This window comes from Paraburkholderia nemoris (genome assembly GCF_905221015.1).
Classification (GTDB): Bacteria; Pseudomonadota; Gammaproteobacteria; order Burkholderiales; family Burkholderiaceae; genus Paraburkholderia; species Paraburkholderia nemoris.
Genome location: NZ_CAJNBO010000027.1, coordinates 64,275 through 76,938, shown reverse-complemented (window position 1 = coordinate 76,938; position 12,664 = coordinate 64,275). Strand labels below are relative to the sequence as shown.

The 12,664-nt window shown below is 60.8% G+C and carries 13 protein-coding genes and 1 tRNA gene; 13 read left to right on the top strand and 1 reads right to left on the bottom strand.

Translation table 11 applies throughout. The features are described from left to right. Window positions 1-65: 65 nt before the first annotated feature. Together KHO33_RS32385 and KHO33_RS32380 are read left to right on the top strand one after the other, a co-directional pair. Complete coding sequence (locus KHO33_RS32385) at window positions 66-842, top strand: SDR family oxidoreductase (RefSeq protein WP_054040421.1); 777 nt, start codon at window positions 66-68, stop codon at window positions 840-842. Window positions 843-933: 91 nt separating this feature from the next. Then, window positions 934-1,365: an acyl-CoA thioesterase gene (locus tag KHO33_RS32380; protein WP_200566727.1), complete on the top strand. Its 432-nt coding sequence runs from the start codon at window positions 934-936 to the stop codon at window positions 1,363-1,365. A gap of 37 nt (window positions 1,366-1,402) precedes the next feature. On the opposite strand, the gene KHO33_RS32375 is transcribed toward KHO33_RS32380, so the two are convergent. Next, on the bottom strand, window positions 1,403-1,948 hold the full coding sequence (locus KHO33_RS32375) for a LuxR C-terminal-related transcriptional regulator (protein ID WP_054040426.1): 546 nt from the start codon (window positions 1,946-1,948) through the stop codon (window positions 1,403-1,405). Window positions 1,949-2,198: 250 nt separating this feature from the next. Between KHO33_RS32375 and KHO33_RS32370 the strand changes: the two genes are divergently transcribed. The 11 genes from KHO33_RS32370 to pheS all read left to right on the top strand — a co-directional run bounded on the left by KHO33_RS32370 (window position 2,199) and on the right by pheS (window position 12,558). Next, complete coding sequence (locus tag KHO33_RS32370; RefSeq protein ID WP_054040428.1) at window positions 2,199-2,903, top strand: CoA transferase subunit A; 705 nt, start codon at window positions 2,199-2,201, stop codon at window positions 2,901-2,903. Between the two features lie 2 nt (window positions 2,904-2,905). Next, window positions 2,906-3,547: a CoA transferase subunit B gene (locus tag KHO33_RS32365; protein ID WP_200566728.1), complete on the top strand. Its 642-nt coding sequence runs from the start codon at window positions 2,906-2,908 to the stop codon at window positions 3,545-3,547. A gap of 355 nt (window positions 3,548-3,902) precedes the next feature. Next, window positions 3,903-4,814: an alpha/beta fold hydrolase gene (locus KHO33_RS32360; protein ID WP_200566729.1), complete on the top strand. Its 912-nt coding sequence runs from the start codon at window positions 3,903-3,905 to the stop codon at window positions 4,812-4,814. Between the two features lie 96 nt (window positions 4,815-4,910). Then, window positions 4,911-5,264, top strand: a complete 354-nt coding sequence (locus KHO33_RS32355; RefSeq protein ID WP_054040431.1) for a RidA family protein — start codon at window positions 4,911-4,913, stop codon at window positions 5,262-5,264. A gap of 84 nt (window positions 5,265-5,348) precedes the next feature. After that, window positions 5,349-7,592, top strand: coding sequence for a RelA/SpoT family protein (locus KHO33_RS32350; protein WP_200566730.1), 2,244 nt, complete (start codon window positions 5,349-5,351; stop codon window positions 7,590-7,592). Window positions 7,593-7,743: 151 nt separating this feature from the next. After that, window positions 7,744-7,820 (top strand) — tRNA-Val (locus tag KHO33_RS32345). A 250-nt stretch (window positions 7,821-8,070) separates the two neighbouring features. Beyond that, window positions 8,071-9,978 (top strand): threonine--tRNA ligase, encoded by a 1,908-nt coding sequence (gene thrS, locus KHO33_RS32340; RefSeq protein WP_200566731.1) that lies wholly within the window; start codon window positions 8,071-8,073, stop codon window positions 9,976-9,978. A gap of 49 nt (window positions 9,979-10,027) precedes the next feature. Further along, the gene (infC, locus tag KHO33_RS32335) at window positions 10,028-10,552 is read left to right on the top strand and encodes a translation initiation factor IF-3 (RefSeq protein WP_074263967.1); all 525 of its coding nucleotides are present in this window, start codon (window positions 10,028-10,030) and stop codon (window positions 10,550-10,552) included. A gap of 248 nt (window positions 10,553-10,800) precedes the next feature. After that, window positions 10,801-10,998 carry a 50S ribosomal protein L35 gene (gene rpmI, locus KHO33_RS32330; protein WP_028200199.1) on the top strand — a complete coding sequence of 66 codons (198 nt, stop codon included), beginning with the start codon at window positions 10,801-10,803 and terminating at the stop codon, window positions 10,996-10,998. A gap of 29 nt (window positions 10,999-11,027) precedes the next feature. After that, a complete protein-coding gene (gene rplT / locus KHO33_RS32325; protein ID WP_006052502.1) occupies window positions 11,028-11,387 on the top strand; it encodes a 50S ribosomal protein L20 in 360 nt (119 codons plus the stop codon). A 157-nt stretch (window positions 11,388-11,544) separates the two neighbouring features. Continuing rightward, a complete protein-coding gene (gene pheS / locus KHO33_RS32320) occupies window positions 11,545-12,558 on the top strand; it encodes a phenylalanine--tRNA ligase subunit alpha (RefSeq protein WP_028200200.1) in 1,014 nt (337 codons plus the stop codon). Window positions 12,559-12,664 lie beyond the last annotated feature (106 nt).

The window sequence follows — 12,664 nt, the reverse complement described above, 5'->3', positions numbered from 1 at the left end:
CGCAGTGACGGTCCTACCGCACCTGTCAACCGCGTCTGTAACAACAACCGAACAAGGGAACGACAATGGGCCGTTCGATCAATCTGGAAGGCAAGGTCGCGCTGATCACCGGCGCCTCGAGCGGGTTGGGGAAGCGCTTTGCTCAAGTATTGTCGCAGGCTGGCGCCAAGGTCGTGTTGGCAAGCCGCCGCACCGAGCGCCTGAAGGAGTTGCGCGCCGAGATCGAAGCCTCCGGTGGCGCGGCGCACGTCGTCTCGCTCGACGTCACGGATTATCAAAGCATCAAATCAGCCGTTGCCCACGCGGAAACCGAGGCGGGCACGATCGACATTCTGGTGAACAATTCTGGTGTGTCGACCACGCAGAAGCTTACGGAAGTCACGCCGGCCGATTTCGAATACGTGTTCGACACTAACACGCGCGGCGCGTTCTTCGTTGCCCAGGAAGTCGCCAAGCGCATGATCATGCGCGGCAATAGCGCGCAAAAGCCGTCATACCGGATCATCAATATCGCGTCGATGGCGGGCCTGCGGGTGTTGCCGCAGATCGGCCTGTACTCGATGAGCAAGGCCGCTGTCGTCCATATGACGAAAGCCATGGCGCTGGAGTGGGGCAAGCACGGCATCAACGTGAACGCCATCTGCCCGGGCTATATCGATACCGAGATCAACCATCATCACTGGACGACCGAGCAGGGGCAGAAGCTGGTCTCGCTGCTGCCGCGTCATCGTGTCGGCAAGCCGGAGGATCTGGACGGGCTATTGCTGCTGCTGGCGGCCGACGAATCGCAGTTCATCAACGGCTCGGTGATTGCCGCCGACGATGGGTTCGGTCTCGCCTGAACGCGGCATTGGGCGGCCGTTCCCTGTTTGTCATGTTTGCCCCGGCCCATGCGCCGGTTTCACCCTCGTTTCAACCCGTTAAAGAAGTACGATGAGCGATTTTCACGCAGTTTTTGAGATGTCGATGCCGATCCGCTGGGGCGACATGGACGCATTCGGCCATGTGAACAACACGGTCTATTTCCGTTACATGGAGCAGGTGCGGATTTCCTGGTTCGAACAACTGGGTCTGGCCGGGAGCAACGCCGACGGGCAGGGGCCGGTGATCGTCAATGCGTCGATGGAGTTTCTCAAGCAGTTGCACTATCCGGGCGATGTGATCGGCCGGATGTCCGTGGCCACGCCCGGGCGCAGCAGTTTTGACACGGTGTTCGAACTCGTGCGCGCCGATGATCCGACCACCGTCTATGCCCGCGGTGCTGCGCGCTGCGTGTGGATCGACTATGCCGCGGGCAAGTCCGTGCCGGTTCCGGATATGCTGCGCGTGACGATCGAGAGCGCGGCGCTGGTCAAGGCGGCTTAAGAGCTCCCAGCGCTCCCAGTGCCTCCTCAGCGCTTTCTCAATGGCCGAGCAAGCGCTGCAACAGCTCGGTCGCATTTCCCGTATCGTATTTGCGCATCAGCCGCGCGCGGTAGACATCGACCGTGCGCGGGCTGATATCCAGCGCCCGTCCGATCTGCTTGCTGGTTTTGCCTGTCACCAGTTGCGCGGCGATTTCCCGCTCGCGCGGCGTTAGCTCGACCGCCACGCGTCGTGTCGCGCTCAAATCCTCGAAAGTCCACACACCCGCTGCGTGCGGGTCCATGCGTTGCTGCGCGCGGCCCGTCACGTGGCACCAGAACAATTCCCCGTTGGCCCGCTTCATGATCCGGTCATCCGCGTAGCTGCCTTGGGCGGTCATGATCGGCGGAATCCGCGCGCCGATCCGCTCGAATTCGTCCGTTGACGGATATAGCACCTGGAACGACTGGCCGAGCAGCGCCTCGCGCGTGCAGCCGAATATCGACGCCAGCTCGTCGTTGCAGTCTTCGATGATCCGTTCGCGTGACAACACGAGTCCGATCGGGGCGAGGTGAAACGCGGTTTGGTAATCCAGTGCGGGCATGGGCTGGCGGCAAGTACTTATGTATTTTTGCGTATTGTGCCGCATGGTGCGCCCAGCGTACTCTTTCGGGCACATGACAACGCGGCGAAATGTTCGCAGCAGGCATTTGCGTGAGGCAGGGTAACCTGAGCGCAGAACAGGCCGCGGATGACTAGAATGACGTGTCGGGCGCTTGCCCGCTAAGCGTCATATCGAAGTCGCAACGATCCGAATTCCGTTTTCGGGTTTCCATAAAGGAAGGGACATACTGATGAACAAGGTCTATCCAGGCGCCGCCGAGGCGCTGAAAGACATCGTCAAGGACGGGCAGACGTTCGCCGTCGGCGGTTTCGGGCTGTGCGGCATTCCTGAGGCGCTGATCGCGGCGCTGCGCGATTCGAAGGTGCAGGGCATCACCTGCATCAGCAACAATGCGGGCGTCGACGGTTTCGGCCTCGGTCTGCTGCTCGAAACGCGCCAGGTCAAGAAGATGATTTCTTCGTACGTGGGCGAGAACAAGGAGTTCGAACGCCAGTATCTGGCCGGCGAACTCGAGCTCGAATTCACGCCGCAAGGCACGCTCGCCGAGAAGCTGCGCGCGGGCGGCTCGGGCATTCCGGCCTTCTTCACGAACACCGGCTACGGCACGCTGATCGCCGAAGGCAAGGAAACCCGCCAGTTCGGTGAAAACCATTACGTGCTCGAACATTCGCTGACGGCCGACGTCGCCTTGGTCAAGGCATGGAAAGCCGATAAATCGGGCAACCTGATCTATCGCCGCACCGCGCGCAACTTCAACCCGATGTGCGCGATGGCCGGCAAGATTACCGTCGCGGAAGTCGAGGAAATCGTTGAAGTGGGCGAACTCGATCCGGATGCGATCCACACGCCGGGCATTTTCGTGCAGCGCATTGTGCTCAATGCGAATCCGGAAAAACGCATTGAACAACGCATCGTCCGCGCGAAAGGAGATTGATCATGGCATGGACTCGTGACGAAATGGCCGCACGCGCGGCGAAGGAATTGCAGGACGGCTTCTACGTAAACCTCGGCATCGGCTTGCCGACGCTGGTGGCGAACCACGTGCCGGCTGGCGTCGAAGTGTGGCTGCAGTCGGAAAACGGCCTGCTCGGCATCGGCCCGTCGCCGACCGAAGAAGAAGTGGATGCCGACCTGATCAACGCCGGCAAGCAGACGGTGACCACGCTGCCGGGTTCGTCGATTTTCTCGTCGGCGGATTCGTTCGCGATGATTCGCGGCGGCCACATCAACCTGGCGATTCTGGGCGCGATGCAAATCAGCAAGAAGGGCGATCTGGCCAACTGGATGATCCCGGGCAAGATGATCAAGGGCATGGGCGGCGCGATGGATCTGGTCGCGGGCGTCAAGCGCGTGGTCGTGCTGATGGAACACGTCGCGAAGGGCGACCAGCACAAGATTCTCGAGGAATGCACGTTGCCGTTGACGGGTGTGGGCGTGGTCGATCAGATCATTACCGATCTCGGCGTGATCGAAATCACGGAAGACGGTCTGAAGGTGACTGAGCTGGCGCCGGGCGTCAGCGTCGAGGAAATCCAGACAAAGACGGGCGCGCCGCTGGATGTGAGCGCGGTGATCTGAATGGTGGTGTGAGCCGCCTGCTTTGGTCCTTGTGACGGAAGCTGGTGGCAACGCGAGTTGTCTTGTGGATCTTGGGGTGGCTTGCGAAGCGAATTGAATTGACGCGAGGTTGTAGGCGGGCGAGGCGCGAGTCTCGCCCGTTTTGTTTTGGTGGCGCCTTTTCGTGCCGTTTTTGCGCTGCCCGGATCCGGGCGCCGGCGCTGCGGCTTATACCCTAGTGCATCCTGATCAGTCTTAGGCCGTTCGGCCGATCCTTGCCGCGCGGCAAAGCGGTTTACAATCGTTTGAAGATTCGACGTTCATTTCCCGCCGCTTGGTCTGCGCCGAGCCCATGGCGCTTTTGCAAGGAACCCAGATGACCGAGACGTCCGCTTCCACCGCCGGGCGGCCCGCGCCGCGCCAACGTTATGTGCAGTGCGCGAGCGCCGGTGGCCTGCACCGGATCGCCTACACCGAGTGGGGCGACCCCGCTAATCCACGTGTGCTGCTGTGCGTGCACGGTTTGACGCGCTCGGGGCGCGATTTCGACCGCCTTGCTGCGGAATTCGCCGGCACTTGCCGCGTGGTATGTCCGGATGTAGCGGGGCGGGGCTTGTCTTCTTGGCTCGCCAACCCCAACTTCTATAGCGTGCCGCAGTACGTCGCCGATATGGTCACGCTGATCGCGCGCCTGAACGTCGAAACGGTCGACTGGTTCGGCACCTCGATGGGCGGTTTGATCGGGCTCGCGTTGGCCGGCCTGCCGGAAACGCCGATTCGTAAAATGCTGCTGAACGACGTCGGGCCGCATCTGGAGCCAGTGGCCGTGCAGCGCATCGGCGATTACCTCGGCAAGCCCGTGCGTTTTGAAACGCTGCAGCAGGGCATCGATTACGCCGCGTTGCTCGCGCAAACTTTCGGTCCGCTCACGCCCGAGGAGTGGCGCGAGATCAATACACCGCTTTTGCACGAGCAGGACGGCGCATGGTTGTTCCGCTACGACCCGCGAATCGCACAGCCGTTTGCCGCGACCACTGAGGAGGCGGCCAAACTCGGCGAGGCCGCGTTGTGGCATTCGCTGGCTGCGTTTCAAGGGCCGGTGCTGGTGGTGCGCGGCGAGCAATCGGATCTGCTCTCGCGCGAGACGGTCGCGAAGATGGTTGAGACCGGGCGCGCTGTATCCAGCGCCGAAATTACGGGCGTAGGGCATGCGCCGGCGTTTCTGTCGGCCGATCAGATCGACCTCGCGAGGCAGTTCTTTATGGGGCCGGCCGCTGACGCGTCATAATATCGAGTTCCGCGCGGCGTCCTTTATTGGGTGCCATGTGTAGGTGCAATGCGGAACGCATCTGCGGTCAATTTTCAACCAACCTCAGGATTCTTCATGGCAGTCATTCGTCACCACGTCGGCAAGCGCCTCTCGGAAACCGCTGTGTACAACGGCACCGTGTACCTCGCCGGCCAGATCGCCGAAGACGCGGAGCAGGACATCACGGGTCAGACGCGCGAAGTGCTAGGCCACATCGACCGTCTGCTGGAAGAAGTGAATAGCGACAAGTCGCACTTGCTGTCCGTGCAGATCTATATCTCGGACATGGTGCACTTCGCCGGCATGAACGCAGTGTGGGACGAGTGGGTCGCACAAGGCGCCACGCCGCCCCGCGCGACCGTCGAAGCGAAGCTCGCTAACCCGAAGTGCCTCGTCGAAATCGTCGTGGTTGCGGCGCAGCGCGATTGAGCCTGGCTGAGTCTGGTTTAAGCCAGGTCCCGCAGTTGTTGTTGAAAATCCGTTGATCCGTCTGGCCCGGTGGGCCGTCGCACCATGACTACCGAAATCGTTACGAGCACGCCGACCCCCATCCCTTCCTTCGACGAAGCGATGGCGTTCGTGCGCGAACATGCGGGCGAAGTGCGGCTCTCGTCGGGCGAGTTGCTGGCGGATCATGCGGCGGGTACGGCGTCGATCATGCGCAAGCTCAATGTCGATCCGCCGGCTGTGCTGGCGGCGGCCTTGTTTGCGCTGACGCCGCATCTGCAGGACCCGGAGCGCGTGATCGCCGATAATTTCGGCGAAGAAGTCGCGCAACTGGTTGGCGACGTGCGCAAGTTGTTGCGCCTCGGTACGGTGAGTTTGCGCGCCGCGCAGAATGCGATGCCCGAGGCCGGGCGCGATGCGCAGGCCGCGCGCCGCGCGCAGGTCGAGGCGCTGCGCAAGATGCTGCTCGCGTTCGCGCAGGACATTCGCGTCGTGCTGATACGGCTCGCGTCGCGCTTGCAATCGCTGCGTTATTACGCGGCGGCGAAAATCACGCCGTCGCCCGACGTCGCGCGTGAAACGCTCGATATTTACGCGCCGCTCGCCAACCGGCTCGGCATCTGGCAACTGAAGTGGGAGCTCGAGGATCTCGCGCTCCGCTTCGAAGAGCCGGTCACTTACAAACGCATCGCCAAGCTACTCGACGAGAAACGCGTCGAGCGCGAGAGCTATGTTGCGCAGGCAATCGAACGGCTGCAGCAGGAACTGGCTGCGGCGCATGTACAGGCTGAAGTCAGCGGCCGGCCAAAACACATTTACAGCATCTGGCGCAAGATGCACGGCAAGGAGCTGGATTTCGCCGAACTGTACGACGTGCGCGCGTTTCGCGTGATCGTGCAGGACATCAAGGATTGCTACACCGTGCTCGGCATCGTGCACAACCTGTGGCAGCCGGTGCCGAAAGAGTTCGACGACTACATCTCGCGGCCGAAGCCGAATGGCTATAAATCGCTGCATACGGTCGTGATCGGCGACGACGGCCGCGCGTTCGAAGTACAGATCCGCACGCAGGAAATGCATCAGTTCGCCGAGTATGGTGTGGCGGCTCACTGGCGTTATAAGGAAGCGGGCACGCGTGGTTACGGCGGCCAGTTCACCGCCAATGAGAAGTACGACGAGAAGATTGCGTGGTTGCGTCAACTGCTCGCGTGGAAAGACGATGTCTCCGAAGGCGAGCACGGCGAGAAGCGCGCTGCGCAGCCGTGGGAGCAATTGCGCCAGGCTACGCTCGACGACGACCACATCTACGTGCTCACGCCGCAAGCGCGCGTGATTCCGCTGCCGCACGGTGCGACGCCGGTGGACTTCGCGTATCACCTGCATAGCGAACTGGGGCATCGCTGCCGTGGCGCGCGGGTCGATGGCGCGATGGTGCCGCTCAACACGGCGTTGCAGAACGGCCAGACGGTCGAGATCGTCGCGGTGAAAGAGGGGGGTCCGTCGCGTGACTGGCTCAACCCGCAACTCGGGTATCTGCAGAGCCATCGGGCGCGGCAGAAAGTGCGCGCGTGGTTCAACGCGGTCGAAGTGCAGGAGCACATCTCGAGCGGCCGTGCGATGGTCGAAAAGACCCTGCAGCGCGAGGGCAAGACGTCGGTCAATCTCGATCAGCTCGCCGCCAAGCTCGGCTTCAAGACCACCGACGATCTGTTCTCAGTGGTCGGCAAAGAGGAGTTCAGTCTGCGGCTCGTCGAGCAGGCGCTGCACGATGCGCCGCCGCCCGAGCCGGTAGTCGAAGCGCCGGAACAGTTCGAGAAGCGCAGTAGCGGCGCGAGTGTCGCCCGTGGGGCTTCCACGGGTGTGCTGGTGGTCGGCGTCGACGCGTTGCTTACGCAACTCGCGCGCTGTTGCCGTCCCGCACCGCCCGACGACATCAGCGGCTTTGTCACGCGCGGCAAGGGCATGTCGATTCACCGCAGCGATTGCCCGACCTTCGTGCGCATGGCCGATCGCGCGCCGGAGCGTGTGTTGCAAACCGCGTGGTCGGCAGATGTCATGAGCGGTCGCGGGCAGTCGGTCTATCCGGTCGACCTCAGCATCGAGGCCACGGATCGGCAAGGTCTGCTACGCGATATCTCCGAAGTTTTCGCGCGCGAGAAGATGAACGTGATCGGCGTGAAGACGCAGTCGCGTCGCAATGCGGCGTTCATGCAATTTACTGTCGAAGTATCGAGCGCTGCGCAAATTCAGCGCGCGTGTACGTTGCTCGGTGAAGTAATTGGCGTGGTGCGCGCTTCTCGCAAGAGTTGATGCGCCGGCGAGGTGGTGGGGTGCCTTTGGGTACCAGCAGGTGCCCGGCAGGCATCGGTTCGATGCGCTCGCGCGCGTGAGTAGAAATTTAAAGTCGGTGCATAAAAGTACTTGCCAAGCGGTGTGGGGCTTCATATAATCTCGTTTCTTCAGGCTCGTAGCTCAGCTGGTTAGAGCACCACCTTGACATGGTGGGGGTCGTTGGTTCGAGTCCAATCGAGCCTACCAACGAAAGAGAAATTCCGGTTTTGCCGGGGTTTCGCAAACTGCAGTAAGCGCTTCGGCGCAAAAGGCAAATACGGTTATGGCACCGCGAACGTTGACCGAAACTACTTCGGAGCGACGCTAGTCGAGGACCACTTTCGCCACTGTAGTTAGCAGGAAATGTGAATGCGGCCCCTCGAAAGCGGGGCCGCATTTTTTTTGGTTTTTGACCTGGTTGTATGTGCCGCCGCCGGTCGGCACCACGGAGAACGCAATGGTTTCGATACGTCTGCCTGACGGTTCTGTTCGACAGTACGAGCATCCGGTGACCGTCGCCGAAGTGGCCGCCTCGATCGGTCCCGGCCTCGCGAAAGCTGCGCTCGGCGGCAAGATCGACGGTGAACTCGTCGATACGTCCGCGCTGATCGATCGCGACGTGGCGCTTGCCATCGTCACCGAGAAAGACGCCGACGGCCTCGACATCATTCGTCACTCCACGGCGCACTTGCTCGCGTACGCGGTGAAGGATCTGTTCCCGGAAGCACAGGTGACGATCGGCCCGGTGATCGACAACGGGTTCTATTACGACTTCGCGTATAGCCGTCCTTTCACGCCGGAAGATCTCGAGAAGATCGAAAAGCGCATGCAGGAGCTCGCGAAGAAAGACGAGCCGGTTTCCCGCCGTGTGGTTTCGCGCGACGAGGCCGTGGACTACTTCAAGAGCATCGGCGAAAAGTACAAGGCCGAGATCATCGAATCGATTCCCGCTACCGACGAAATCAAGCTGTACTCGCACGGCGGCTTTACCGATCTGTGCCGCGGCCCGCACGTGCCGTCCACCGGCAAGTTGAAGGTCTTCAAGCTGATGAAGCTTGCGGGCGCCTACTGGCGCGGCGACTCGAAGAACGAGCAGCTGCAGCGCATCTATGGCACGGCCTGGACGAAGAAGGAAGACCAGGAAGCGTATCTGCACATGCTGGAAGAGGCGGAAAAGCGCGATCACCGCAAACTCGGCAAGCAACTCGACCTCTTCCATATGCAGGACGAGTCGCCGGGCATGGTGTTCTGGCATCCGCGCGGCTGGACGCTGTGGCAGCAGGTCGAGCAGTACATGCGCCGCCGTGTGAACGACGCCGGCTACCTCGAAATCAAGACGCCGATGATCATGGACCGCTCGCTCTGGGAAGCGTCGGGCCATTGGCAGAACTATCGTGAAAACATGTTCACGACGGAATCGGAAAAGCGCGACTACGCGATCAAACCGATGAACTGCCCGGGTCACGTGCAGGTGTTCAACCACGGCTTGCGCTCGTATCGCGATCTGCCGCTGCGCTACGCGGAATTCGGCTCGTGCCACCGCAACGAATCGTCGGGCGCGCTGCATGGCCTGATGCGTGTGCGCGGCTTCGTGCAGGACGACGCCCACATTTTCTGTACCGAAGACCAGTTCATCAGCGAATCGATCGCCTTCAACACGCTGGCGATGAGCGTCTACAAGGACTTCGGCTTCGACAATGTCGAGATCAAGCTGTCGCTGCGCCCGGACGCGCGCGCCGGCACGGATGAGACATGGGACCGTGCCGAGCAGGGCCTGCGCGAGGCGCTGACGGCCTGCGGCGTGACGTGGGAAGAGTTGCCGGGCGAGGGTGCGTTCTATGGCCCGAAGGTCGAATACCACATCAAGGATGCACTCGGCCGCTCGTGGCAGTGCGGCACGTTGCAGCTCGATATGGTGCTGCCGGAGCGCCTGGGCGCCGAATATGTCGCCGAAGACAATAGCCGCCGCCGCCCGATCATGCTGCACCGGGCAATCGTCGGATCAATGGAGCGTTTCCTCGGCATTCTGATCGAGCACCATGCTGGTGCAATGCCGTCGTGGCTCGCGCCGATGCAGGTTGTGGTGATGAATATCGCCGAAAGTCAGGCTGAATATGCGCAGTCGCTAGCCCAATCGTTGCAAAAACAAGGGGTTAGAGTAGAGGCCGATTTGCGCAACGAGAAGATTAGCTATAAAATACGGGAGCACACGCTGGAAAAGGTGCCGTACCTGCTTGTGGTCGGCGACAAAGAGCGTGAAGCCCAAACGGTAGCCGTGCGTGCCCGTGGTGGTGTCGATCTGGGCGTGATGCCTCTCGATACCTTCATTGAACGTCTGCGCCAGGATGTGCAGTCGTTCAACTGAGCCACTTGGCAGCCCGGCTCGTTTTTTTAATTTTTAGAGGAAACGTAACATCGCTACTGATAAGTCTGCGCACCGCATCAACGGTGAAATTACAGCACCCGAGGTGCGTCTGGTCGGAGTCGAGAACGAACCGCTCGGCATCGTGAAACTCGCTGATGCGTTCCGCATGTCGGAACAGCAGGATGTGGATCTGGTTGAAATCGCTCCGCAAGCGGTTCCTCCGGTCTGCCGTTTGATGGACTACGGCAAGTTCAAGTACTCGGAAGCGAAGAAGCAACACGAGGCCAAGCTCAAGCAGAAGATCGTCCAGGTCAAGGAAGTCAAATTCCGCCCGGGCACTGATGACGGCGACTACAACGTCAAGCTGCGCAACCTCATCCGCTTCCTCGACGACGGCGACAAGACGAAAATCACGTTGCGTTTCCGTGGCCGCGAAATGGCTCACCAGGAAATCGGTATGCGCATGCTCGAGCGCCTGCGCACGGACCTCGACGAAGTCGGTCAGGTCGAGCAGATGCCGAAAATGGAAGGGCGCCAGATGATCATGGTGCTCGCGCCGAAGAAAAAGAAGTAAGCCGCTGGAGCAGCGGCGCATCGTGTGATGCGCGCTCCGGTTGTGAAAGATTGAAACGATGCTGCGCCGGGTGTCCGGTGCGGGATCGGCAGGTTTCGGAACGGCGCATATGCAAATGTGCGCCTCTTCCTGAAAAGCGGCTGCCGGCAGTAACGGCGGTCTGCATACCAAGTGGAATGGGTTTCGAAGGGCGGGTAATGGCCATCTGGCCGACCGCACACCCATATCCATCTAATAATGGAGTTGTCATGCCGAAGATGAAGACCAAGAAGAGTGCTGCAAAGCGCTTCGTGGTGCGTCCGGGCGGTACCGTCAAGCGCGGTCAAGCCTTCAAGCGCCACATTCTTACCAAGAAGACCACCAAGAACAAACGCCATTTGCGCGGTTCGACGGCAGTTCATGAAGCAGATATGAACTCCGTGCGCGCAATGCTGCCGTTCGCTTAACCCTTAACCGACACTCATAGGAGCAAGACATGCCTCGAGTAAAACGTGGGGTTACCGCACGGGCCCGTCACAAGAAGATCATCAAGCTGGCCAAGGGTTACCGCGGCCGTCGCAATAACGTCTATCGCATCGCCAAGCAGGCGGTCATGCGCGCAGGCCAATACGCCTACCGCGATCGCCGCAACAAGAAGCGTGTGTTCCGTGCATTGTGGATCACGCGTATCAACGCGGCGGTGCGCCAGCACGACATGACGTACAGCGTGTTCATCAACGGCCTGAAGAAGGCTTCGATCGAACTCGACCGCAAGGTGCTGGCCGACATGGCTGTGTTCGACAAGGCTGCTTTTGCTGCGATCGTTCAGCAGGTGAAAGCCGCCGTTGCAGCCTGATTGCGCTTTGGGCAATTAAACTGCGTGGTTCGTTGCAGCGAACATCCGGTAGTCTCGGTGACGCTGCAGCAAAAACGGGGCTCCTCACCGAGCCCCGTTTTTGTTGGTAGAACCGGATTTGCTTCGATAGAACACTGACGTTGAAATGATGGGATCAATGGATCTGGACCAGATTGTCGCCGACGCGCAAAAAGCCTTCGCAGAAGCCTCCGACGTCACCACCCTCGAGAACGAGAAAGCGCGCTTTCTCGGCAAATCGGGTGCGTTGACCGAGCTATTGAAGGGCCTTGGCAAACTCGATCCCGAAACGCGCAAGACCGAAGGCGCACGGATCAACCTCGTCAAGCAACAAGTGGAGGCCGCGTTGACGGCCCGCCGTCAGGCGCTCGCCGACGCGTTGCTGAACCAGCGCCTCGCCGCTGAAGCCATTGACGTCACGTTGCCCGGCCGCGGCACCGGCGCAGGCAGCCTGCACCCGGTGATGCGCACATGGGAGCGCGTCGAACAGATTTTCCGTACGATCGGATTCGACGTGGCCGACGGCCCCGAGATCGAAACCGACTGGTACAACTTCACTTCGCTGAACAGCCCGGAAAACCATCCGGCGCGTTCGATGCAGGACACCTTCTACGTCGACGGCAAGGATGCCGACGGCCGTCAACTGCTGCTGCGCACGCACACCAGCCCGATGCAGGTGCGCTACGCCCGTACCAACACGCCGCCGATCAAGGTGATCGTGCCGGGCCGCACGTATCGTGTGGATAGCGACGCAACGCATTCGCCGATGTTCAACCAGGTCGAAGGCCTTTGGATCGACGAGAACATCAGCTTCGCGGATCTGAAAGGCGTCTACTCCGACTTCCTCAAGAAATTCTTCGAGCGCGACGATATTCAGGTGCGCTTCCGTCCGTCGTACTTTCCGTTCACCGAACCGTCGGCTGAAATCGACATGCTGTTCGAAACGGGCAAGAACGCCGGCAAGTGGCTCGAAATTTCGGGTTCCGGCCAGGTTCACCCCACGGTGATCCGCAATATGGGCCTCGACCCTGAGCGCTACATCGGTTTTGCTTTCGGCAGCGGCCTCGAGCGGCTCACGATGTTGCGCTACGGCGTGCAAGACCTGCGTCTGTTCTTCGAAAACGACCTGCGTTTCCTGCGTCAATTCGCGTGAACTGGCGCGTACGAACGCGACAAGCATAGAGCGCGGCACTGCACGCAGTGCCGCAGCAGCGTCCCCGGCAGTGCCCAGTGAATCAATGGGCCGCCTGCCGGACCTG

Excerpts from the sequence above, each read along its gene's own strand:
- KHO33_RS32385 (WP_054040421.1), top strand. The coding sequence starts at position 66 with ATGGGCCGTTCGATCAATCTGGAAGGCAAGGTCGCGCTGATCACCGGC.
- KHO33_RS32380 (WP_200566727.1), top strand. The coding sequence starts at position 934 with ATGAGCGATTTTCACGCAGTTTTTGAGATGTCGATGCCGATCCGCTGG.
- KHO33_RS32375 (WP_054040426.1), bottom strand. The coding sequence starts at position 1,948 with ATGCCCGCACTGGATTACCAAACCGCGTTTCACCTCGCCCCGATCGGA.
- KHO33_RS32370 (WP_054040428.1), top strand. The coding sequence starts at position 2,199 with ATGAACAAGGTCTATCCAGGCGCCGCCGAGGCGCTGAAAGACATCGTC.
- KHO33_RS32365 (WP_200566728.1), top strand. The coding sequence starts at position 2,906 with ATGGCATGGACTCGTGACGAAATGGCCGCACGCGCGGCGAAGGAATTG.
- KHO33_RS32360 (WP_200566729.1), top strand. The coding sequence starts at position 3,903 with ATGACCGAGACGTCCGCTTCCACCGCCGGGCGGCCCGCGCCGCGCCAA.
- KHO33_RS32355 (WP_054040431.1), top strand. The coding sequence starts at position 4,911 with ATGGCAGTCATTCGTCACCACGTCGGCAAGCGCCTCTCGGAAACCGCT.
- KHO33_RS32350 (WP_200566730.1), top strand. The coding sequence starts at position 5,349 with ATGACTACCGAAATCGTTACGAGCACGCCGACCCCCATCCCTTCCTTC.
- thrS (WP_200566731.1), top strand. The coding sequence starts at position 8,071 with ATGGTTTCGATACGTCTGCCTGACGGTTCTGTTCGACAGTACGAGCAT.
- rpmI (WP_028200199.1), top strand. The coding sequence starts at position 10,801 with ATGCCGAAGATGAAGACCAAGAAGAGTGCTGCAAAGCGCTTCGTGGTG.
- rplT (WP_006052502.1), top strand. The coding sequence starts at position 11,028 with ATGCCTCGAGTAAAACGTGGGGTTACCGCACGGGCCCGTCACAAGAAG.
- pheS (WP_028200200.1), top strand. The coding sequence starts at position 11,545 with ATGGATCTGGACCAGATTGTCGCCGACGCGCAAAAAGCCTTCGCAGAA.